This window comes from Nocardia abscessus (assembly GCF_015477775.1).
Taxonomy (GTDB): Bacteria; Actinomycetota; Actinomycetes; order Mycobacteriales; family Mycobacteriaceae; genus Nocardia; species Nocardia abscessus_A.
Window position 1 is genome coordinate 71,055 of sequence record NZ_JADLQO010000014.1, and the last position, 23,899, is coordinate 94,953.

The following is a 23,899-nucleotide window of genomic DNA, read 5'->3' on the forward strand; positions in this document are numbered from 1 at the left end:
GGGTAGCTCAGCTCTGCCACACCTGCTGGGCGGCCCATTGCGCCATCAAGCGGAGATGCTCGTCCCACCAATCCGCGGCTTCCGGGGTGAACGCGGCGGGCGGCGGGGTCTCACCGGGGAAGAGCAGCGCTCCGTCGGGCGCGCCCACCTTGCTTTCGGCCGGGATCCCGGTGCCCGGCACCAGCGGCGCGGGCGCGCTCGTCTCCGCCTCGTTCGCAGCGTCGACGGGCACCAGCGGCAGCGGGCGATTGCGCGCGGCGGCGCCCCAGCGTTGTTCCGGGAACTGCGCTCCGGTCGTGCCGGAGTCGAGTGGTCCGTCGAACGAACCGTGTGCCCCGGCGCCCCCCGCATGGACCGGCTCCCCCGGATGGACCGCACCGGCGCTCTCGATACGGCCGTCCGCCACGACGACGGTCGGCATCGGCGACGAGGAATCGTTGAGCAGATAGCTCCCCCCGACGACCATTCCGCTGGCCAGCACACCGGCCGCGGCGAACACCGCGACTCCGCCGCGCGCCCGGTACGGCTCGCTCACCGGCTCGGCGCAGCCGTCCTGCTCGAGTCGCGCACTCAACGCCGCACCCGCGGCGGACGCGAAAGCGCCCACCGTGCACGGGATCACCGGCGCCCCGAAGTCCTCCAACGCCTTCAGCACCGCCGGGCCGGCGCCCGCCGAGCCGATCAGTGCCACCGCGTCCGGCCGGGCGGCGGCCGCCTCCAGCTGATCCCACGCCGCCGCCACGCCCATGCCGAGCGAGCGCGGCGTCGCGCGCCCCGCCTGCCCCACCGCGGCGAGCACTCGGCGGCGGCCGCGATCGACCAGGGTGAACGCCTGGTAGCCGGGCACCACCTCGCAGATCAGCAGGTTGTCGTAGGCGTCGAGCCACGTCATCATGCTCGCCGCGCTCAGGTGGGCCGATTTCGCCGAGACCATCGAGGCGCTGTGCCACGGACCGGTCGCCAACCGGGTCACGATGGCGCGCCGCTCGGCGGCGTCCCGGTAGGCGACCGCCACGCCGCCGATCTCCCGGTCCGAGCCGAGGCCCGCGGCCAGGGTGTCCAGCACGGTCTCGACCGCCGCGGCCACCTCCGCCTTGCCGTCACCGTCCGTTCGTTCCACCCGACGCAGCAGCACGCGGTCGGCCAGCTTCTCGCCGTCCGCGAGCGCCACCGCGTGCACGGCGCCGCGTTCGGTGGAAACGCCGAGAGTCACCACAGATTCAGCTACCACTGATCACGCCTTCCCTCTGCGCATTGACCGAGCTCACGGACTTGCCGAAAGCCATGAGCCCCATGGATTCCCCTGCTCGGAACACACGTCGCGATGCACGCGCGCTCGGTAAGTGTTCGGCACCACATCGGTTACGGATGGGTAGCGGAAATCCAGCCGCCTGGACTCGAACGACGGATGCGCGTATCGCACGCGTGTCCCTACCGTTAGCCTGGATGCGTGGAAGTACGCGCGGAGGCCAGGTCGAAGCACCGTCTGGACCCTGCGTTGGAGCTGCAGGACGACCCACAGGAGCTCATGCCGCGACGCCGGCCGACGCAGGAACGCAGCAAACGAAAGTTCGACGCCTTACTCCAGGCGTCCAGGGAACTGCTCGTCGAGGTCGGGTTCGAGTCGTTCACCTGTGAGGAGGTGGCGGCCAGGGCCGAGGTGCCGATCGGCACGCTGTATCAGTTCTTCGCCAACAAGTACGTCATCGTCTGTGAGCTGAATCGTCAAGACCTGGTTGCCGTTTCCCAGGAGCTGGCCGACTTCCACGGCGAGATCCCGTCGCTGGACTGGCTGCGGCACATGAACCAGTTCGTCGACCACCTGGCCAACCTCTGGATGACCGACCCGTCCCGGCGGGAAGTGTGGCTCGCCATGCAGTCCACCCCGTCCACCCGGGCCACCGGCGCGATCCACGAGAAGCAGTTCGCCGAGGTCGTGTCGCAGATGCTGCGGCCGCTCACCCCGCGCACCCCCCGGGTCCGGCGCACCATGATGGCCGAAGTGCTGGTGCATGTGGTCTATTCGATGCTCAATTTCTCGGTGCAGGACGAGCAGAGCAGCGCCGAAGCGGTCGCCGAACTCAAGCGGCTGATGGTCGCCTACCTGCTCGTCGCGGAGAAGGAATCGCGCACCGGCAGCGAGCGATAGCGGGTGGTCCCGGCGGGAACCGGGACCACCGCGCGGCTCAGCCCGCGCTGTCGCGGCCTTCGATGAGGTCGGCCAGCTCGCCCGGGTCCTCGAGCACCACCATCGCGGCGGCGGTGTCGCCGTCGTGCGTCAGCGACAGGTGAACCCGGACCCGGGGCAGGAACTCGGCGGCCAGGCCGTGCAGCTTGATGCTCGGCCTGCCCCACGCGTCGTTGACCACCTCGATCAGCGGATAGGGGTTGTCCCCGATCTGCGGGCGGCGGGCGAACCGCGACGATGCCCAGGCTTTGAGCACCGCCTCCTTCGCCGCCCACCGCGCCGCGTAGCTGCGCGCCGGATCGGTTCCCTTGCTCTGGCAGTAGCGCCGCTCACCCGCGGTGAAGCTTTCCCGGAGCATGGTGGTTCCGGCACGTTCGAGCTGTTCGGCGAAATCGGAGATGGTCACCAAGTCCAAGCCGATACCGAGGATCGTCATAGGCGGGCAGCCTACGACCTACTCGGCGAGCCCGTGCGCGAACCCGGCGCGACGGGTTGCCCCGCCGCGCTACCGGTTACGCGCATCCCGGGCCGTTCGCCCGGTACGCGCCGTCGTGCGCCAGGCGCGCCTCTTGCGAGAGCAGCACGTCGGCCTCCAGCTGCCGGGCCCGCCCGGACGGCGTGCCTTCCCCGCCGAGCCTGCGGTCCGCCGGACGCTCGTACAGCGGCGCGCCGCCGCACATGGCCTCCACGAACCGCTGGCGGCCGCTCAGCTGACGCTCCTGCGCCCTGCGCTGGTACTCGTCACGCCGCCCCGGCTCGATGGCCTGGATGAACGCCTGCGGGTGCACGACCGCCAGCAGACCGTTCACATGGCCGAAGCCGAGCGAGGTGACCAGACCGGCCTTCAGCGGAAGCCGATCGCCCAGCCGCAGCGCTTCACGCAGCCACACCAGGTGCGGGTACGGCCGCATCTTCTCGTCGACGCAGTCGAGGCTGCGGTTGGGCGGGATGACGCCCTGCTCGAGCACCTGGCACAGGCCGATCAGCTGGAAGGCCGCCGCACCACCCTTCGCGTGCCCGGTGAGGGACTTCTGCGACACGACGAACAGCGGAGCGCCGTCCGAGCGTCCGATGGCCGTGGCGAGGCGCTCGTGCAGCTCGGACTCGTTCGGGTCGTTGGCGGCCGTCGAGGTGTCGTGCTTGGACACCACCGCGATCTCGTCCGGGGTCACGCCGAGCTTGCGCAGTTCGACCGCCAGCCTGGACTCGGTCCCGCCGCGACCCGCACCCAGCGCACCCAGGCCCGGAGCCGGGATGGAGGTGTGCACGCCGTCCGCGAAGGACTGGGCGTAGGCCACCACGCCGAGCACCGGCAGGCCCATCTCCAGCGCGACGCTGCCGCGCGCCAGCAGCACCGTTCCGCCGCCCTGCGATTCGACGAACCCGCCGCGACGGCGGTCGTTGGCGCGGGAGAAGTACCGGTCGCTGATGCCCTTGGCGCTCATGGCCGCCGAATCCGCGGTGGCGGACATGTCGCCGAAGCCCACGATGCCCTCGATGCCGAGATCGTCGTAACCGCCGGCCACGACCAGATCGGCCTTGCCGAGCCGGATCTTGTCGACGCCCTCTTCGACCGACACCGCGGCGGTGGCGCAGGCCGCCACCGGATGCACCATCGCGCCGTAGCTGCCGACGTAGGACTGCACCACGTGCGCCAGCGCCACGTTCGGCAGCGCCTCCTGCAGGATGTCGTTCGGGCGCGACTCGCCGAGCAGGTTGTCGATGTACAGCGAGCGCATCGAGGACATGCCGCCCATGCCGGTGCCCTGCGTGTTGGCCACCAGCGAGGGGTGCACCCAGCTCATCAGCTCCGCGGGACTGAAGCCGGAGCCGATGAACGCGTCCACCGTGCACACGATGTTCCACAGCGCGACCCGGTCCACCGAGCCGGCCATATCGGGCGAGATGCCCCAGATGGTGGGGTCCCAGCCGGTCGGGATCTGGCCGCCGACGGTGCGCGACAGCTTGGCCCGGCGCGGCACGCGGATCTCGGTGCCTGCCTTGCGCGTCACGGTCCAGTCGCCGGAATCGGCGACCGGCGTGATGACGGTGTGCTCCGGATCGGCGGCGTGGAAGGCGCGGGCCTCGGCCTCGCCGCCCACCGTGAACGACAGATCCTGGTCGAGGAAGACCGAGGTCATCAGGGGCGCCGAGTTGTCGGTCATGGCGCCGTCGTCTTCGTAGCGGCGCACACCGCAGCGGGCGACCACCGCGTCGTGGTAGCGCTCGGCCAGCTCGTGCTCCGGTACGTAGTCGCCGGAGTCGGTGTCGTACCAGCCCGGCTTCGGGTCGTTCTCCCAGGCGACCATGCCGGTGGTCCAGGCCAGCTCCAGCACGCCCGCCGCCGACAGCTCGTCGGAGACCTCCATCTCGAAGCGGGTGCGCGCCGAGCCGTACGGCCCGAGCTCGCCCGCGCCGACGATGACCACCATGTCGGCCGGATCGGCGGTCACCTCGCCCCACTCGGGCACCGGAAGCGCGGAGGTCACCGTCGGCGGCGCGGGCAGCGCGGCGATCGTGCGACCCGTGTCGGCGTCGGCGTCGGTCTGCGCCTCCGCCTGCTCCGCGGCCTGCTTGGCCAGCTCGGGCAGGTCCAGCTTGGCCCTGGCCAATCCGCCGGTCAGGTCGATCTGCTGCGGGCCGCTCGCGGTCACCTGACGTGCCCGCGAAGTGCACCACTTGAGCAGTTCGGCGGCCATCTCGGCGGTGGACCAGGTCTGCACGCCCGCCTTCTCGACCGCCTCGACCATCGGGTCGTTGTGGCCCATCAGGCCGGTGCCGCGCACCCAGCCGATCAGCGCGTGCACCAGGGTGACCCGGGTCGACCACGACTTCTCGGCCCGCCACTTGGCGACCACCGCGTCCAGCGCGGCCTTCGACTCGCCGTAGGCGCCGTCGCCGCCGAACATGCCGCGGTTGGGCGAACCCGGGAGCACCACATGCAGTTTCGCGTCCACGTCGTGATCGGCGCCCAGCTTGGACAGTCCGCCGATCAGCCGCTCGACCGACCAGAGCAGCACTCGCATTTCCATTTCGGCGCGAGCGCCCGCGTCGGCGAGGTCACCGGCCACCCGCGGCGCCGCGAACGGCAGCAGCAGCGTCGGCGTCATCGCGTCCTTGATCTTGATCTTCGCCCCGCCCGCGCTGTCGACCTGCTCGGTGCCGATCCAGTCGATCAACGCGTCGACGTCCTGGTAGGACGCCATGTTGGCGGGCACGACCCACAGGGCCGCGCCGTGGCGGGCGTTGTCCCGGTACAGCTTCCGGTAGAAGGCGAGGCGTTCGTCGTTCAGCGCCGAGGTGGTCACCACCACCGTGGCGCCGCCGCTGAGCAGGATGCCGGTCGCCGCCGCGGCGATGGATCCCTTGCTGGCGCCGGTGATCACCGCGATGTCCGAGGACCACAGGCCCGGCTCGTCGACGCTCAGCGCCGCCTCGGCGATGCGCTCGTACAGCCCGGCGAGCACCGAACGGGCCTCGTGCATCGCCCGCTGCCGCCACCAGTTCGCCTGTGCGGCAACGGCTTCGCCTGCCCCGAGGAAACCGGTGACCGGTCCGTTCGCGCTGCCCGCGTCGTCGGCCAGCCACAGCCGGGCCAGATCCTCGCGCGCCGTGGCCCACCGGTCGTCCAGCAGCACCGCCTTGCGCGCGTCGAACGCGGGCGCGACCAAACGCGGCCAGTCCGAACCCAGTTCGGCCGACACCAGATCGACCAGGGAGTCCTCGGACGCCTCCGGCGCGGAGACCCGCTCGGACAGGCCGAGCTGTTCGAGCACGACGCGCGCGGCCGTGGCCAGCACGCCGTCGCGTCCGGTGATCTGCTCGGTGAACTCCCCCAGCGCGGCGGCGTCGACGGTCGCACCGCCACCGCCGCCCGCCGAGGGCAGCGACACCGCGACACCGCGGCGGGCCGCGACGGCCTGCACGGCGGCGTCGATGGCCGCGTCGACCGAGGCGGCGTCGCCCAGCGCGCCGGAGACCAGCCCGCCCAGGTCACCGCCCCGCACGCTGGCGCCTTCCCTGGTGCCCAGCGACACCTCGGCCGTCACGTGGCTGGCCCAGCCGTCCCCGAGTTCCCAGACCTTCTTCACCCGATCGGCGATGGCGGCGGGACGCTTACCGGACGGACCGAAGACCTTGCGCAGATGATCGCCGATCGCGTCGGTGAGCACCGTGCCGAAGGGACGGTAGGTGCGAGCCAGCCGCTCCACCGTCGCGGACAGCGCGCCCATGTCGGCGTCGGCCGCGCCGTCGATCGCGCCGAGCGACAGCTCGGAGCCGAGGTCGACCAGCAGCTGGTTGCGCCGGGAGGACACACCGTCACACAGGCCCTCGATGGTGTCCACCGGGCCGATCTGGTCCAGCCGCAGCTTCGTCCACAGCGCGATCAGCACGCGGGTGGCGTCGGCGGCGGTGAACGCGATGTCATCCGGACGCGGGCCGCCCGAGCTCGGAGCGGGCGCGGCGACCGGAGCGGCGGCCACGGCCGCTGCCGCAGGCGCGGTGGCGGCCGGCTCCTCCATGGGCTCGTCGACGGGCGCGGGATCGGTGTCGGTCGCGTAGACGATCGCCGCCTCGCGCTCGATGTTGAGCACCTCGACCGTTGCGCCGCTGAACGCGGGCAGCTTCAGCGTCTGGGAGGCCAGGTTGGCCACCGTCGGCGTCGCACCGAGACCGATCTCGACGAACCGCTCGATGCCGAGTCCGCCGTGCATGGGGTCGGTGAACAGCAGGTCCTGCGTCTCGATCCAGCGCACCGGGCTGGCGAATTGCCAGGCGAGCAGCTCGATCAGCACCACGCGGCACAGCTCGGTCGGGCGGGCCGCCCAGCTGTCGAAGTCGGCCAGCACGTCCGCGAGCGGTTCGGACGGCACCAGGTCCGCGATCTCCTGGACGAACGCCCGCTCGAGCGAGAACAGCCTGGGCACCAGGTTCGGGATGTAGCGGCCGACCAGCACCTCCGGGCGCAGGTCCACCGGCAGCAGCTGTTCGAGCTTCTGCCGGAACTCCGGAACGCCCTTGCGCAGCACCGTCGAGTGGAACGGCACGTCGATGCCGGGAACCAGGATGAACGCCCGCTTGCCGCCGAATTCGGCACGGCGACGGTCGATCTCCTCCTCCAGCGCGTCCAACCCGGCCACCGTGCCCGCGATCGCGTACTGCGAACCGCGCAGGTTCAGGTTGACCACCTCGAGGAACTCCCCGACCCGATCACCGACCTCCTTGACGAAGTCGACGACCTCGCCGTCGGGCAGCCCGATCTGCGAGGGCCGGATCGCGGCCATCCGGTAGTCGCTGCGTCCCTGCGAATCACGCGGCACCAGTTCGTGCATCGCGGAACCGCGCTGGAACACGACCTCGAGCACCGCCTCGAGCGGAAGCACTCCGGCGACGGCGGCGAGCGCGTTGTACTCGCCCACCGAGTGGCCGGCGAGCAGCGCGTCCTCGACGAACGCGCCGGCCTCGCGCAGTTCCGCCACCTGGGCGACACCGAGAGTCGCCATCGCGACCTGGGTGAACTGGGTCAGGTGCAGCACACCGTCGGGGTGCCGGTGCTCGACGCCCCGCGCCTTCAGGTAGGTCGGGTTGTCGCGCACCACGGCCAGGATCGAGAAGCCGAGCGCGGCACGGGTGTGCTTGTCCGCGCGCTCCCAGATCTCCTTGGCCGCCTTCGACCGGGAGCGAGCGTCCAGCCCCATCCCCTTGCGCTGAATGCCCTGTCCGGGGAAGGCGTACACGGTCTTCGGCGCCGCGGTGCGACCGGTCGCGGTCATCACCAGTTCGCCTTCGGTGCGGCAGGAGACCTCGACGATCTCGCTGCCCGCGTCGACCGCGACGCGCTCGACGCGCACATCGATCGACGCGCCGGGGCGGACCATGCCGAGGAAGCGGGTGGTCCACGCGGTCACCGTCCGCGCGGGCACCGAGCCGGCCGGATCGACCGCCGACACGACGTGCTGCGCGGCGGCCGACAGCCACATGCCGTGCACGATCGGGCTGCCGAGCCCGGCGAGCTTCGCGGCGGAATCGCTGGTGTGAATGGGGTTGTGGTCACCGGAGACGGTGGCGAAGGCGTGCATGGTGCGCGGAGCCACGATCGTGACATCGCGGCGGCGCCTGCGCGGAGTGTCGGTGGCCGCGTCGGACACCGTGCCCCCGGCGCGCGGCGGATCGGTGAGTTCGCCGGTGCCGTTGCGTCCGCGGATCGCGAACCGCTCGGTGAGCGTGGCCAGCACCGGCATCGACATCCCGGTCTCGGGCTTGTCCAGCATGGCGGTGATCCGCACGTGCACCTCGACGACGCGGCCGAGGTCGGTGTCGAGGGTCTCCCCGGCCTCCGCGCGCACCGCGAGCACGCTGGTCTCGGCGGGCAGGTCGGCGGCGATGTGCACCTGATGGTCCAGGTGGACCAGGTCGAGCATGCCCTCGATGACGCTCTCGCCCTTGGCGGTGCGGGTCGCGCCGAGCACCGCGAACACGGCGGGCCAGCAGGCGCCGACCAGCACGTCGGGCACGGTTCGGCCGAGCGTGCTCAGCGTGGTGGGCAGGCCGGAGCCGGTGACGCCCGCGTGATCGGCGATCAGGTCCGGCGTCCAGGCCAGGTTCACGTGCGCGACCTTGCCCTTGACCTCCGGAAGATCCTGACCCGCTGCGACCGCGAGCAGCGCGGCCATGGCCTCGTGCGCGTCGGCCTCGGTGACGACCGGGGCGCCGCCGTTGTGGACCGAGGTCGGCACGGTGATCCGGATGCGCACCGCGTTGCCCGCCAGCAGCGGAACGGTCAACTCCAGGTAGGCGTGCTCCGGCTCGGGGCCGGTGGTCTCGACCAGCGTCGCGCCGCTGGGCGGATGCACCGCTCCCTTGCCGTCGACGACCCATTCGGACAGATCGCCGAGCCGGTGCACCGGGCTGATCGTGGTGCGGCCCGCCCACTGGACGTCGGGCGCGGCGAGGACGGCGTCGATCGGGCCGCTGGTGACGCCCGCCGTGCGGCGCGCGTCCACCGCGGCGGGCACCACGCCCGCGCGCACCAGCGAGTACGCCGTGTCCTGTTCGAAGCGGTCGAGCAGCTCGCCGACCGGCTCGTCCACCCGCGTGATGCCCGCGACCGAGACGGTGCCGGGGATGACGCACACCTGATCGGCCGAGTAGCGCGGATCGTGCGCCTGCCACAGCGAGTCCGAGCGCCACCAGCGGCGCACATCGGCGTCCACGACCGGCACGAAGTTCACCGGCTTGCCCGGGGTCTTGCACAGCGCCACGAAGAACGGCACATCCGCCGGATGCAGCAGGGTCTGCTCCGCCGCAGGGTAGGCGTCCTTGAGGGTGCACAGCGCGGCGACCGGGTCCTCGAAGTCCTCGTCGCTGGCGAACAGCGTGGGGATCTCGCCGCGGTCGGCTGGATGCAGCCGAGATTCGGTGCGGCGCATCATCTCCGCGAACCGGTCGCGCCAGGTGATGTCCAGCCACACCGAGCTGGTCGCCTCCGCGATCGCGTCGCCCAGGTCGCTGCCGCAGTCGAAGTCCTTGCGCCGGTCCAGCCCGACCGCGAGCTCGACGTAGCGCTCCAGCCAGTCCTGGTAGGTCATGGTGACCAGGTCACCGAAGTACGGCTTCGCGGTGGCGTTCAGCGCCGCGATGATCTCCGCACGGCGCGCCGCGACCGCGTCGGCGTCGCCCGCGACCTCGTCCAGCAGGCGGCCGGTGCGCGAGGCGGCGTTGTCGATCTCGTGGATGTCGGCGCCCAATTGGCTACGGCCCGAAGCCATCCCGCCGGACGCGGTGCCCGCGCCGACCCAGTCGGGGGTGCCGGGAGTGTCCACCAGCAGTTGCTTGACCTCCGGCGCGGTGGTGGCTTCCAGCGTGGCCATGGCCGCCGTGCCGACCAGCACACCGTCCAGGGGCATCACGGGGTAGCCGTGCTGCACCGCCCATTGACCGGTGAGGTACTCCGTCGCCCGTTCGGGGGTTCCGATGCCACCGCCGACGCACACCACCACGTTGGCGCGGTTGCGCAGCTCGGCGTAGGTGGCCAGCAGCAGATCGTCCAGGTCCTCCCACGAGTGGTGCCCACCGGCCTTGCCGCCCTCGATGTGCATGATCACCGGGTAGTCCGGAACCTCGTCGGCGATCCGCAGCACGGCCCGGATCTGGGCGACCGTGCCCGGCTTGAACGCGACGTGCGCGATGCCCACCTCGGTGAGCTCCTGGATCAGCGCGACGGCTTCCTCCAGCTCCGGAATGCCCGCGGTCACGATGACGCCGTCGAACGGGGCGCCCGCCGAGCGCGCCCGCTGCACCAGGCGCTTACCGCCGAGTTGCAGCTTCCACAGGTACGGGTCGAGGAACAACGAGTTGAACTGCACCGAGCGCCCCGGGTGCAGCAGCTTCTTCAGCTCGGCCACCCGGTCGGCGAAGATCTGCTCGGTCACCTGGCCACCGCCGGCCAGCTCGGCCCAGTGGCCCGCGTTGGCCGCGGCCGCGACGATCTTCGCGTCGACCGTCGTGGGGGTCATACCCGCGAGCAGGATCGGCGAGCGCCCGGTCAGCTTCGTGAAAGCGGTCTCGACCACGATGCGCCCGTTGGGCAGCCGCACCGGCTGCGGCGCGAACGCCGACCACGGGGTCGCGGGCTCCGGCGCGGCGCCCGGGGTGAGCAGGCTGCGCTGACCGGCGCGAGTGGCGGCCGCGACCATGCCCAGGCCGGTGCCCTTCAACGTGCCCGCGGTGACGCGGGACAGCAGATCGCCCGGCCCGAGGTCCAGGATCCATTGCGCGCCCGCGGATATCACGCTCTCGACGACGTCCACCCAGTCGATCGGGTCGACCAGGATCTCCCGCGCCAGCCGGCCCGCCAGCTCGGCGTCCAAGCCGCACTGGGTGGCCCAGCTGCTCACCAGATCGACGGTGTCGGCCAGCGCCGGGTGATGGAACGCGACGTCGACCGCCACGTCCTCGAAGACCGGAGCGAACACTGAGCCACCACGCGTTTTTGCGTCGCGTTCACGCGCCTGCTCGTCGTGGATCCGGGCGCACCGCTGCTGCACCCGCTCCAGCTGGGCGGGCGGTCCGGACAGCACCGCGCGGCGCCGCCCGTTGCGGATCGAGATCACCACGGACGCGGCCGGATCGACTCCCGCACACACCTCCGCCACCACGGCACGCAGCTGCTCGGGATCGACGTTCGACACCGCGGCCATCGGCGAGCGATCACCCACCGGCATCAGCCCGCGCCGCCGTGCCACCAAACCCGCTGCCGCACCGATCATCTGGGCCACCGCGAGCAGCTCCGCGTCACGAGCGCCACCGGCCTCGACCGCGGCGGCCGCGAGCAGGCCCTGCGAGTGTCCGACGATCGCGACCGGCGCGTGCTCGGCCGGATCGAGACCCTGTAACCGCAGCGCCCGCACGGCCGCCACCTGGGCCAGCAGCACACCGGGCATGGACACCGCGGCCGAGCGCAGCACATGTTCGGAAGGGGCGGCGGAGGTCTCGCCCTCGTCGGTGTCGGCCAGCTCGTTCTCGAGCATCCAGCCGATCGGGTCGAAGCCGACGGGACGGACCACCAGCAACTGCGCCGCAACCGGCTCGAGCAAGGCGGCCGCCTCGTTGACCAGCGCGGTCAGCTCCGGCTCCAGCGCGCTGTCGCGCCCGATCTCCTCCAGCTCACTCAGCCACTGCGCACCCTGCCCACCGAAGGCGAGCGCGTACGGCGCGCCGCCGAGCAGACGATCCAACAGCGGCGACCGCGCCCCGCCCGACGCGGCCTTCCCGGCGGCGGCTACCACCTTCGTGCTCTGTCCGGACTCGGTCTTGGTGCTCTCGTTGATCGTCAAGACGCTTCGACTTCCTTCTCCATGCGACATGCCTCGGCGACACGCCGGTCCCTACCGGTTCACGAGTGATCGCGGGTGATCGGCCTGATACCGGCGAGGATGGCACAAAATCATGAGGAAATCCTCACGTTTGCTTCCAGGTGAAGCCGTTACTTAGGAGTATTCGCGTACGTCCGTACCAGAATAGTAATGAACATGACCCTGCCTCATGTTTGAACTCGCTGGTCCCTCGGGTTACCAACGCGTACGAAACATGAGCGCCCCTCATGTTGCCTTTGTCCAAATCGTTATAATCCCAGGTAAGGTTACTGACGAGTACGCCACACCCTCCCAATGCTTCGCTATGGGCGAATCGCCCGGTAGAGTTTGGACGGTCGTACCATCAAGCGCGAGTGGCGAAATTGGCAGACGCGCCAGATTTAGGTTCTGGTGTCCACGGACGTAGGGGTTCAAGTCCCCTCTCGCGCACAGATTCCCGTCATACGTGACACTTTCCCCAGCCGCGTGTCGGAGTGCACTCGCACACACGGAGGCCATCCGTGGAACCACGTTCTGACCTGGACCGATTGCTGGCACATCTGCCAGATCGCGACACATCTTCTCCCCGCGTTCTCCCCGCGAAAGTTTGCTGACCGGGGTATCGGCGGTGATCGCGCCGGTCATCCCGCCGGAGTCGCCGTTGCGGGAACTCGTTTACGGACCGCAGGTCACGAACCGCGTGGTTCGTACCGCCGACGGTGATGTCGTCCACCGAATCTGCACCGTCGGCGACGGAGGCCGCGTCCTCGACAAGATCCCCTTCGCCGCCCTCGATTGGCGGCCGGACACCCGCCCGGGAGTCGCGGATCGCGGCGGCGTGAGCTTCCGTGACGCCGTAGACGGACATGGGGGTGCAGGTGGCCTGCTCGCTCGCTCGCTGACCGCTCCGTGATGCCGGCGGATCTTCCGCATCGGTCGCCTTCGCAGTCGCCCTCGCCTCTCGTGCACTCTGATGGGAATCACCACCACTGCTCTGTCCACCGCACCGCGGCAGCGGCGGGCATGCGGATTTCGCGTCCTCCCGCACCGAGCGGGTCGACCGCACTTACGCGGACCCGACCGCTGAATCGAGATGCCGACCTGGCGGGGATGCACGGACCGACGCGCCGCATATGGCACCTGGCACGGGTCGGTGCCGTGGCGTCCGCGGCCGCTGTGGAGTGTTGCTGTTGTCGCCCCGTCGATCGAGTTGGTGTAGTGGACGTTTCGGCCCGTAGGGCCTGTGGCGGAGAAGGATAGACCCGCCGTGCCCTTACAGACGACGAACTCGACGCTCTCCGACGACTCGGCCGGTACGTCGTCGATGACGACGGGTGCGCATCGGAGAACGACTCAGCCCCAGTACGGCCGCATCAGGTCTCCGAAATGGTCCGTCATGAAGGCTCGATGATGGAGGGACGTAGGGTCGCGGTTGATCGGCTCGTAGGCGTGCTGGAGCCACAGCATGGTCTGGAGTCCTCGCTGTTCAGCCCGCGTGAAATAGTTCACGGATACGCGCTCGATACCTTTTCGCTCAGCCGCGAACCGGCGCACAATGGCATCGGGGACAAGGAAATTCTGCGGTGCCACCAGCACCATACGGTCCTTCGCATAGCGCAGCGCCGCCACCAGGAGCACTTCCCACCATCGGGCAGCCGTCAGGGTGAGTTTGTAGCGGTCCGAGAACTCGGCGCAAATCTCGTCGAAGTCGTGCCATGCCTCCCCCACCTCTTGCGATGGCATCCGCACGGCGAGCTGACCGCCCAGCCGTCGAAAATTCTCCTCGGTGGCTTTCTTGAAGTCCCAGTCGATGAATGTGAGGAGAGCGTGTACGGTTTTAGGCAGAATTGTTACCGGATTTCCCGCCCGGTCCTCCAGGGCAATGGTATCCCGTGCGGAATCATCTAGAATCATCCCGAGTAGATAATTCAGATCCCGTGTACCTACCCGGTCGTAATCTGGGTCGACACGCGGGTTGTTCAGATCGGCCGACGCGTACCCGTCGAACAGCCACAGCACCGGCTCATCGAGGTCGATTTCCGGTACTTTGGTGCGGATCTCATGCTTGACGTAGAGCTGGGGTTGCCCCCGGTAGTAGCTGCGCAGCGTTCTACGGAGGTCCACACCGTCCTGCATCGAGCCGCGGAACTCGTGACTGCGCAAGCGGTTCGCGTTCTGACGCCGGGCCAGTCGAAAAGCTTTGTGCCGCATTCTGATACGGAATTCGTCTTGGGGCGCCCACGTTTCGCTCCATCCCATCAACCTTCTGAACCAACTACGCGGCGGCACCGGGATATCGAGATCGATGACGGTGGAAGGCGTCATATCCGGCGCGATATCGGGGACGTCGCGGTCGCCGGGTTCACCGGGCACGCGGATGATCTCGTAGTAATGGTCCAGCTTTGTACAGCTACGCGCGACGTAGGGGTCGCGGCCGGTGGCCTGCGCGGCCGTATTACTGATCTCGAACACCGACTCTTTCGAACCGCGGATCCGGCCGATTCGCTGGACTTTGACCTGGTCGAAGTAGCCGAGCAGGTGCCTTTCGGCATGCACCCGGAAGGCAGGCGGAAAACAGGATTCCGATGCCTGCACCGCGGTCTCGAGATCCGGGGACAGTTGCCCCGAGTATGTGAGCAAGCCGGCCAAGATACGAGTGAACGCCTGATAATGTCGAATCGAGACGTCCAGATGCGCCGACTCGTTTGCAAGTTCATGCATGATCCGCACGAGTTCGTCGAATTTGTCGAACAGGTGCGCTTTCCCCTTCGCGCGTTGCCGTTCGTATGCCTCCACCAAACGCGGAATGTGGTCGAGGTAGCGCATCAACATGGCGAGGCTCGGTTGCCTGATCTTGTATTCGAGACGCGGCAGCGGCGCGGGGGCATCGTCGAGCAGCGGAACCGGTCGGCGCATGAGCCGACGGATCGGCTCTATATGAGTGGCGTGGCACACGAAGAGGATGCGCCGGTTTCTGGTCACCAGCCCTTGCAGCTGGGCGGCCATGTGCAGTTCGCGCCAACTGTCCACCGGTTCGAAGCGCGACGGCTGATGGGTGAGCCGGTCGGCGATCAGGTCCAGATATGCTTGCGCACCGCGCACCAGCGCGAAACCATCGTCCGGCCAGTCTCGGTCGTTCACACAGAAGTGGTCGATCAAGTGTCCTGGCGCGACTTCCTGGTCGACGAAATAGAGCGGAATATCTCGCTCGACGGCAATGCGAACCGCCTCGACGATGCCGTCGGCGGGCGTGACCGGGAAGACTTCGCGCTGTTCCGAGTCGCTGACCGAAGAGATCACCAGCGAGACTCGCGGAAGCTGACGTATCGCCTGCAAGGTCCGCGCGCGGATGGACTCCGGCAGCGCCACGGCGATGATGTCGGACTCGCCCAGCCCGATATCATCGACAACCCGCTGCACCTGCACCGCGAAACTGAGCCGATTCCGCAGGACCGGGACCATGAAGACATTGCCCTGTTCGATATACAAGGTGCTCACGGTGCGCCGCCGATTCAGTGCCTGCGACCGACGAACAGGGACATCATCCTCCGCAGGATCTTGACCTTGTCCCCGCCGACCTGGTCCGAGTAGTTCATCGCATATCTCATCAGTGCCATCACCTGTCGCACCGACACATCCTCGGGTTCCTCTTGCAGGTACCACGTCTGAAAGGCATCGAGGAATTCCGGCGACGGTTCGAGCGCCGTATCGATGATCCGGAGAATGTCTTCGAATGGCGGCTTCCCGATCTCGATGACCGGCAGCGTCCGCTGTTCGATGTATTCCGGCAACGCATAGCCTGCGTCACTCACCGCGGGATTGAGCGCGCAGCAGAATCGAAACCTTGCTCTCGCCTCGTCGTCCTGCGGACCGATATTGGTCCCGGTGATGGCCGAATAGACATACTGCCTTCCGTCCAACACCGATGCGAGTGGACTCAGAGCCCGCTCGGGGACCCGATTGATTTCGTCGAAGAAGAACAGCCCCCCTTCGTACAGAGCAGTCGCCAGCGGGCTCGCCCGCAAGGTCAGCCGCACCGGATCGCCTTCGACGATGTCCGGGTCCGGGGTCAACATCAACGCCATATCTTCTGGCGTGAGTTCCTCGTGGCCCTGCAGGATATACAGTGGCATATCGAGCCGACGAGCTAGTTCGTAGACGATCTCGTTCTTTCCGAGTCCGGGCGCTCCCTCCAGTCGGAAACTCAGTGGCGGGACACCGTTGTCGAGTAGCCGCGTGCCATTGTCACCGACGCCCCACGCGGTCCAGCACATGAGTAGCTCCTTTTCTCGTCCGATGAAAGGGCTATTCGGCAGGTCGGCGGGGTCAGCGAGCCAAAATCGGGTCCGGCGGATGACGCCTTCTCGGTCCATGGGATCACCTCATTCTGCTACCAACCCGGAGGATGATCCGGGGCGACAGGTCACGCGAAAGCCGAGGCGGTGCGAGCGCACCAGCGGATCGAACCATCCACCGATGAGCAACCATATCGGGTTGTAGGACCCCGAAGGGTTCCCGCCTCCCTTGATGCCTACCGTAACGCCCTCGGCCACAGTCGTATTATGGGGAATATCGTCGTATTGCTGTGCACTTTGCGAGATCTGGCGAACAGCGGTGTTGCACCATTCCCAGACGCCCCCGAAGAGGTCGTGGATACCCAGCTTGTTCGCAGTGAAGATCCCGACCGGGGTCGGCGCCTCGAATCGCAACTGTTCCTGGTGCGGTGCGAGGTATTCTTCGATCAGCGTCTTGGCCTGCCGTACACGATCCATATCCGCTCGTAGCAGGTTCGCGATCACCATGTCGTCAGCAGCTGTCAACATGGCGGCGGCAAATTGTCTGCCGAATTGCTGGCCCGGCGGCTGTCCGTGCTCGGCTCGCGGCGCCAATGCACCGGCGGTGATGTCGAGTACCAGTTGCAGGACACGATCGTCGCTGTATGCGGCTCGATCCCATTCGAGGGTCGACGGCAGGCGGAAAACGAGATCGCGATCGCGATGGTTGTGCGTCAGCCAGGAGCAGTACGCGCTCGCCTCGAAGAAATTGACCCCTGTCACGGGATAGTTGGGACCACCGATCGCGCGATTGTGCCAGTACCTCGGAAAAGCGATGCCGTGCCGCTGCTTCCACCGCCAACCGGCCGGGCTCCACCAATCCTCGTTCCGATACCCATCGGCCATGACGAACCGGGCGAATTCCAAGGCGGTGACCGGATACCGGCCGATGCGGTACGAACCCTGAAGTGTCGAGGCAGGCACTTCGACCATGCCGTCGCGCGGTTTGTCCGCGTCGATTCGCGGATCATGGCGACCAAGCGCCCGTGCGTCGTCGATGCGATCATCGGTGTCACGCTCGGCTGTCATCCGGCGCATCAGGAGGGCAGCGGTCTCCGAACCGATCCGGCGGCGCTCTCCCGATAGTTCGGCGGCGCATTCGTGAGCGAGACGCAAGTCGTTTCGGGCGAGCAGTTCGATGAACTTTCGAGTGTCCTGCGTCCGGAGCAGGGCTACGAGAATTCTGCAGACATCTTGCCATTGCCCCGACGAATCGGCGACGATTCGCCGCACATGCGGCTCCATCACCGCATTCACCCCATGTCGGCCCACCTCGGCAGCGAGCCGTCGCGCGGCGAAATAGGCCCCGAGAGTCTCGAATTCGAACTCGATCAGGTCGCGATCGGTACGCTCGCGCAGTAATCCGATACTGCGAGCCTCGGCGACGAGCCCTCGTTCCGACTTCGCGGCGCGACGCGCTCGCTGCGGAATCGTGAGAAATTCGTACGCCACGTCGGCCAGCCACTGTGTCAGCAGATCGGGGTCTTCACCGGCCGCCCGCGCGAAACCGCTCTCGGTCGACCGGCGCGTGACGAACCTCTCGAGGATCGTCGCGAGATCGGCCTCGGCGAGATCGTCGACGGTGAGTTCCAATTCGCATAGTACGGTCAGCAATCGGGGATTCCGAATGTGGTATGCGATCCCACGACCGTGCGGGCCCAGCAGGTCCGACAGGGACCGATGCCCGCCGCGCTTCTGGAGCAGCAAGGAAACCTGCTGCTCGTCCAGTTCACGGATACGAGCTTCCCTGAGCCGCAACGCAGGTCCCCCGCGGTTGACGCGGGACGCCAGGAGCAGGGCCGTGTCGGATTCGGACGGCGCGTTCAGCTCGAGTTCCCTCTCGGCATCCGGCGAGAGCTCGTCGGCGTCGTCCAACAGCAGCAGAACAGGCGAGCTGAACAGGCGACGCATACCGTCGAGCGATCCGAGGCGCGAGACCATCGAATGGCAGACAAGTTCGAACCACGTGTCGCCATGGACGAACGACCGGAACCCTACATCGGCGAGGTGGTCATCGATTCTTCGTCGCGGAGCGTCTGCCCCGCTCAGCGATACATACACCGGCACATACGGCACAATCCACTCATCGAGCTGCCCCGCCCCCGGCACGGACCACCGATTCTCGATATCGCGCAGCGTGATCGACTTACCCGCGCCGGTAGGACCCGTCAGGGTCGCCCGTTGCACTCGGCTTGGCAGATCGGAGGCCGATGCCACGAAGCCGACTACTCGGCCTTTTTCTGGGCTTCCGGGTGTCGGCAGGAGGTCGACCGCGAGCGGAATGAGCCCGGCGCGTACCGATCTGGTTCGGCAGTGCACTTCGAGTCGGTAGGCGATCTCGTAGAACCCGAGCGCCGTGAGACCGCGGGCCAGCGACATGGCGAGGGCGATCTCATCCGACTCGGTACGGGATCTGCGAGGAGTCTCCTTCGTAAGTATTCCGGCCACGTGCGCGGCCAGGCAGGCGCTGTTGGCCGAGAGCAGTGGGAACAACACATCGCGAAGCGGCAACGGTGCGCGGTAGAGCCTCTCGCAATGTTCCGCACGATGGGCGTAGCGATGCGAATAGAGCTTGACGGCTCGATATACACGCCAGGGCCGGTGGTGCGGTGAATCCAAACCGAGGCCGGGCTCAACATGGCGGGGCAAGGCGAGTGCGACACGGTGTCCTTTGGCCTCGGCCCAAGCGAGCGCCATCGACAACGCTTCGGCCCCCGAACCGTCTTCGGCCCACGCCGACTCAGGATGAATCCCGGAGAAATCCACCAGCAGCAGCCCCGGCGGAGTAGCTGCCAGATCCCGGTGGCCGGAGCCGTTGGAGGGTGCCGACGAACTCGCACCCACCAGATCCTCGCCCGCGACCCAGATCACCGGGCCGCCGACCTGGGCGAGTGCGACCAGCGATTGTTCGGCATCCGCTGGGAAGTCGGTGATCAGGACGAGCGGATCCCGCCATTCCGCTCCAATGGCTTCGACCGAGAGTGTCGCATCCGGGTCCGCGGCTGTGTCAGCGGGATGGAACAGAACGGACTCACCGATATTCTGCAGCTGGGCAGGCACCCGCTTCGAACCCAGTGGTGGTAATCTACCGGAACTGCCTGCGGCATCGGCTTCCTCGATGCGCGCGCACAAATCTTCGGCGGTTCGTCGCTGCTCGACTCCCAAACCTTCAGCCACTGTCCGCAGCACTTCGACGAGTAGTTCGTTCGACAACAGCCGCAGCAAGTCGTTGGTGAATGTCTGAGCATCTGTATTCCGACGCAGTTTTGTGTGTCCCGGCCATCGGATCAGCAGGTGCGACAAGGCCAGGCGCTGATCCTCTTCGATCAAGTGCGGAGCGAGCCAACTTCGCACCTCCCGCCACAGGTGCCATTCGAGATCGGCCACAGCGTGTCACCTGGCGATCCTGGTGGCGATCAGGGGACCGTTGTTCCTCAGATCCGCGAGGATGGCGATCGCGCTGATGCCCTCGTTGCGCAGATAGCGTTCGTCGTTTCCTGGTTCGGTCAGCATGCCGCCCGCATGGTGGACGCCGATGACCTCGAACGCGTTGTCGAATACCGGCGATCCGGACGAGCCGGGTTCCGTGGAAGTCGTGTACTGGATGATCCGGTCATCTGCGTACGCGACGAAATTGTTCTGCATGGAGATCTTCTTGTAGTGCCCGCCGGGGTGCTGAATTATATTGACCCGATCACCGCGGACGGCGCGCCGAGGTCGCAATTCCAGTGGTGTGACGTCGTCGGCGTCGCGTAGTTCGACCACTGTGAAATCCAATTCCGGATTCGTATAGAACAGTCCGTCCCTCGCGGCACCGTAGGTATTGCCGGGCACCTGCTTACGGAATCTATCGATCTGGTAGTTGAAGGCGAACTCGCTGCGTATCGCACTGGCGGCATCGGGAATCACGTGGTTATTGGTCATCACGAGCGTCGGGGAAATCAGGAATCCGGTGCCCAGCCCGGCAGGTGTCCGGATCCTGACGACGGCGCGAGCCGCTTCCAAAGCCATTTCCAGCATGAACACATCGCGGAGGGTGTTCTCTCCGATGATTCGCTCGTGCACCGCGCCGGGCGACTCCCGACCGGACCATCCGGTGATCCCTCGGGAATCCGCGGTCGGCGTCGTCTCGAACGGATAGCGAGCCAGTATGTCACGCAGGTCGTCGGCGTGCTCGCCCGCGCCTAGATACGCCAGCATCTTGTTGATGAGCACGCCCAGCGTCTCCCGCCCTGGCTCGTCCTGCCCGAAGGACTGCAATCGCTGCACCACCCGAACGGCGACCGCGCGCGGCGAACCGTCGAGATCGAGTGTGGTGATGACATCGTCGGCTCGCGACGTTCCGGCGAATACATCCGTCATCAGATCAATACGCGACCGACCGGTCCGGAATTCCGGTAGAGCGCTGAGGATCTCAACGACCCGCGCGAAATCTCGCGACTCCAGGTTGATGCTCATTTCCCTCCCGTGACGCCGACACTACCTCTTATTCGGACCGAGCGGGACGGCGTTACGCAATCGCGCCCGCACCCGACCGACCCCGACGGAACCGAACTTCGGCATCAGCGGATCGAACAGATCCCACAACCCGTACCGGTCACCGCAGCGACAGCGGCCGAGACGATCGTCCGGATCGAACAGCCGCTGAACCAGATGGCCATCTCCCCCGCCGGTCTCGTCACCGCGGCACGAATGTCCCCACATTCGGTGAAGTATCCCGAAATCCGGCTGTCGGCAGGCACACTCCCGGCTTTCAGTACGGCGACGAGTACGGCGTGACAGAGGTGGTCGAGTGACGCCTGCGGTGGGGCGGTCGGCGGGGCGTCGGCGGGGACCGAGCAAGGGGGATTTGAAGGAGGCGGCGATTCTGGACGCGGCGTGGGCGCTGCTGGCGGAGAAGTCGCTGGCCGAGATCACAGTGAGTGACCTGACACAGAGAGCCGGCATTTTCCGGTCGTCGTTCTACTTCTACTTCGATTCCAAGGAAGCGGTGCTGCGCGCTTTGGTGCAACGGGCCGGATCCGAGATCCGTTCCTCCACCGGCGCTTTCGCGACCGATGCCGAGGGTCGGGTCGGTGATCTGGCTCCGTTGATCGCGGGATACCTGCCCCGGTGGCGGGGGCGGGGCAGGTGTTGCGGGCGATCCGGGTGCAAGTGGAGTCGGACCCGGACCTACGCGAGTTCTGGGCGCAGATCCGCGACGAAATCCTCGATGACGTCGCCGATTCGATCGAAAGGGCCCAGCGCGCCGGTACTGCCGCGGCGGCGCCACCGGCGGCGCGGGAACTGGCAGATGCGTTGTTCGCGATGCTGCTGCAGAGCGCCTACCAGCATTCGTTGCAGCCCGCCGACGAGGCCACCGAGCAGCGGCTGGTCGACACACTGACGGTGACGTCGCAGCGGCTGCTGGGCTTGACCGGTCAGTGACGCAACCCTCCCGGCGCGGGCTCCGGGAGGGTTGCTTCGGCGGTGCTCGCCGCAACCGATGGCAGGTCAGCCGCCCGAGGATCCTGTTTTGAGGCCACCGGCGGAGCCGCTGGGCAAGCGCAGGTTGGCTTCGGGCACACCGGTGCCGCCGGGGTCGAGTGTTCCGCCCCGAACTCATGACCCGCCGCACGAGAAGGGGCATCGGGGGTTTCGCGGCCTCGCGCGCCGGGGCGGGGCGGGTGGAGGCAGCGGGTCGGGTCGCAGCAAGCGCACCGATCCGAGCGGGTTCACCTACAGGCGGTCGTTGCGCCGGGTGGGCCCGCGGCCAGTGGCGTTCGTCCCCGAAGCGCTCGGAGGAAGAAGGCCAGAAGCCGAACAACTCTGCGACGCATCGCCTCAGCGGGTGATCGGCGATGACCGCGACCGGATCAACACGATCCCTAGGTGATGTACACCTACGGATCTGGCTGGGTGACGCGGCCCTCGATTACGCCGCATCCAGAGAGGCGGTGCGCAGTTTGATCTGCGACTGGAGCGCAAGGCCTGGTTCACGATCGAGTTGATCCGCGACACCATCGAGGTCTGGTCGCTGCCGCGTCTGCCGTGTGAACGGTTGTACCTCGGGTCGTGACCAGCAGCGTCGACGCGGCAGCTCCGTCCCTCACAACAGGCACGCACGCTGCGTTCGGGTTCACTTGAAAGCACGTGCTCCGTTGGTGAGGCGTCCCGCGTCCTGGATAAATGCATCACCGACTGGTAGGGAGAGCCTTCCGGGGAGGTCATCCCGAAGGTTCGGAGATCCCGAGTGGGGCAGATGCTGGATGTCAGTTGGGAACTGGGCTAGCGCGGGGTCACGGCGCGGAAAGGTGCTTCTGCAGCATGGATCCTTCGCACAAGGTGCGCATCTCGGTTCTGGATACGGCGCCGATCACGCAGCGATCGAACGCGAGCACGGCGCTGCGTAACAGCGTTGAACTGGCACAGTTCGTCGACGACCTCGGCTACTACCGGTACTGGGTACCCGAGCACCACGGAATGTCAGGCGTGGCCAGCGCAGCACCAGCAGTCGTTGCCGAACGTGTTGCCTCGGTGACACGGCGATACGAGTCGGAGCAGGCGGGGTGATGCTGCCCAACCACGCGCCTATCGTGATCGCCGAACAGTTCGGCACTTTGGAGGCTTTCCACCCGGGCCGCATCGACCTCGGACTCGGTCGTGCACTCGGCGGACCTCGCGAAATTGCCGACCGCGTGCGCAGCGAGCACGACCGCACAGCCGAACCGTTCGAAGATCAGATCCGAGAATTGCTCGCGCTGTTCGACGCAGAGAACTCCGACGGCCGAGCGGCGGCTGTGCCTGCCGTAGGCAACAGGCCCGAGGTTTGGCTGGTCGGCAGCAGCAACCATACCGCCCGAATTGCTGGGAGCCTTGGGCTCCCATTCGCCGCTGCCCACCATCTGAAGCCGATGAACACCGTTGAGGCCGTGCGAACCTATCTGCAGACGTTCCAGCCGTCAGCGATATGCGCGACTCCGCGGATCTCGATCAGTGTGGCGGTGATCGTCGCTGAAAGCGACGAGCGAGCCCAGTGGCTGGCCGGACCGCTGAGGATGAAGATCGCTCGGCGACAGCAGGGCCGACCGATACAGCTACCCAGCCCACAAGCCGCTGAGGCAAACGGGTATGCGAAGAATCGGACCGCACACGATGAGCTGACCGGCGTGTTCGTCGGGGGAACCGCAACCGTGCGCCCACAGTTACAGGCACTCATCCATGAGACTGGCGCTGACGAGCTGTTGATCAAGACCGACCTATACGATCCGAACGACCGATACAGATCCTACGAACTGTTGATGGGCGAGAAGGCTCACTGGCTGAAGTGGGCGAGTAAGCGTCAGTACTCCCCTGACGTATAGCAATCCGGCCAGCGAACCCTCGCAACAACGAAATCATCTGACCACCAGCCAACCGACCGACGGCTCGAAGCAATCACGGTCCGGGGTCGCGACCGGCGCGGCGGCCTGCTCGGCGTTCAAGAGAACCGGGTATCGGTTCCTGATTACCACTTACACCAGTTGCGTTGGGGCGCAACCGGG

Annotated in this window: 10 protein-coding genes, 1 tRNA gene and 2 pseudogenes; 6 read left to right on the forward strand and 7 right to left on the reverse strand. The window is 67.4% G+C overall.

Annotated elements, in window-relative coordinates:
- Positions 1-7: 7 nt before the first annotated feature.
- Positions 8-1,231: a hypothetical protein gene (locus IU450_RS29095; RefSeq protein WP_195152932.1), complete on the reverse strand. Its 1,224-nt coding sequence runs from the start codon at positions 1,229-1,231 to the stop codon at positions 8-10.
- A gap of 297 nt (positions 1,232-1,528) precedes the next feature.
- Between IU450_RS29095 and IU450_RS29100 the strand changes: the two genes are divergently transcribed.
- Entirely contained in the window at positions 1,529-2,149 is a 621-nt protein-coding gene (locus tag IU450_RS29100) for a TetR/AcrR family transcriptional regulator (protein WP_227954938.1), read from the forward strand.
- Between the two features lie 37 nt (positions 2,150-2,186).
- Here IU450_RS29100 and IU450_RS29105 read toward each other — a convergent pair whose 3' ends face one another.
- Together IU450_RS29105 and IU450_RS29110 are read right to left on the reverse strand one after the other, a co-directional pair.
- A complete protein-coding gene (locus tag IU450_RS29105; protein WP_195152933.1) occupies positions 2,187-2,624 on the reverse strand; it encodes a holo-ACP synthase in 438 nt (145 codons plus the stop codon).
- A 76-nt stretch (positions 2,625-2,700) separates the two neighbouring features.
- Positions 2,701-12,024: a type I polyketide synthase gene (locus IU450_RS29110; RefSeq protein WP_228835284.1), complete on the reverse strand. Its 9,324-nt coding sequence runs from the start codon at positions 12,022-12,024 to the stop codon at positions 2,701-2,703.
- 386 nt (positions 12,025-12,410) lie between these two features.
- Between IU450_RS29110 and IU450_RS29115 the strand changes: the two genes are divergently transcribed.
- Positions 12,411-12,492 (forward strand) — tRNA-Leu (locus tag IU450_RS29115).
- Positions 12,493-12,670: 178 nt separating this feature from the next.
- On the forward strand, positions 12,671-12,955 hold the full coding sequence (locus IU450_RS29120) for a hypothetical protein (protein ID WP_195152935.1): 285 nt from the start codon (positions 12,671-12,673) through the stop codon (positions 12,953-12,955).
- A gap of 440 nt (positions 12,956-13,395) precedes the next feature.
- Here IU450_RS29120 and IU450_RS29125 read toward each other — a convergent pair whose 3' ends face one another.
- The 4 genes from IU450_RS29125 to IU450_RS29140 are packed head-to-tail and all read right to left on the reverse strand — an operon-like array spanning position 13,396 to position 20,834.
- Entirely contained in the window at positions 13,396-15,531 is a 2,136-nt protein-coding gene (locus IU450_RS29125) for a hypothetical protein (protein ID WP_195152936.1), read from the reverse strand.
- 23 nt (positions 15,532-15,554) lie between these two features.
- Positions 15,555-16,415, reverse strand: a complete 861-nt coding sequence (locus tag IU450_RS29130) for an AAA family ATPase (protein WP_195152937.1) — start codon at positions 16,413-16,415, stop codon at positions 15,555-15,557.
- Between the two features lie 9 nt (positions 16,416-16,424).
- Complete coding sequence (locus IU450_RS41045) at positions 16,425-19,763, reverse strand: SUMF1/EgtB/PvdO family nonheme iron enzyme (protein ID WP_195152938.1); 3,339 nt, start codon at positions 19,761-19,763, stop codon at positions 16,425-16,427.
- 6 nt (positions 19,764-19,769) lie between these two features.
- Positions 19,770-20,834 (reverse strand): trypsin-like peptidase domain-containing protein, encoded by a 1,065-nt coding sequence (locus IU450_RS29140; protein ID WP_195152939.1) that lies wholly within the window; start codon positions 20,832-20,834, stop codon positions 19,770-19,772.
- A 346-nt stretch (positions 20,835-21,180) separates the two neighbouring features.
- Here IU450_RS29140 and IU450_RS41410 point away from each other — a divergent pair.
- The 3 genes and pseudogenes from IU450_RS41410 to IU450_RS29155 form a co-directional block, all read left to right on the forward strand.
- Positions 21,181-21,369, forward strand: a pseudogene (locus tag IU450_RS41410) (TetR/AcrR family transcriptional regulator); the annotation flags it as partial.
- A gap of 119 nt (positions 21,370-21,488) precedes the next feature.
- The gene (locus tag IU450_RS29150; RefSeq protein WP_195153093.1) at positions 21,489-21,803 is read left to right on the forward strand and encodes a hypothetical protein; all 315 of its coding nucleotides are present in this window, start codon (positions 21,489-21,491) and stop codon (positions 21,801-21,803) included.
- A gap of 879 nt (positions 21,804-22,682) precedes the next feature.
- Positions 22,683-23,719: pseudogene (locus IU450_RS29155) on the forward strand (LLM class flavin-dependent oxidoreductase).
- Positions 23,720-23,899 lie beyond the last annotated feature (180 nt).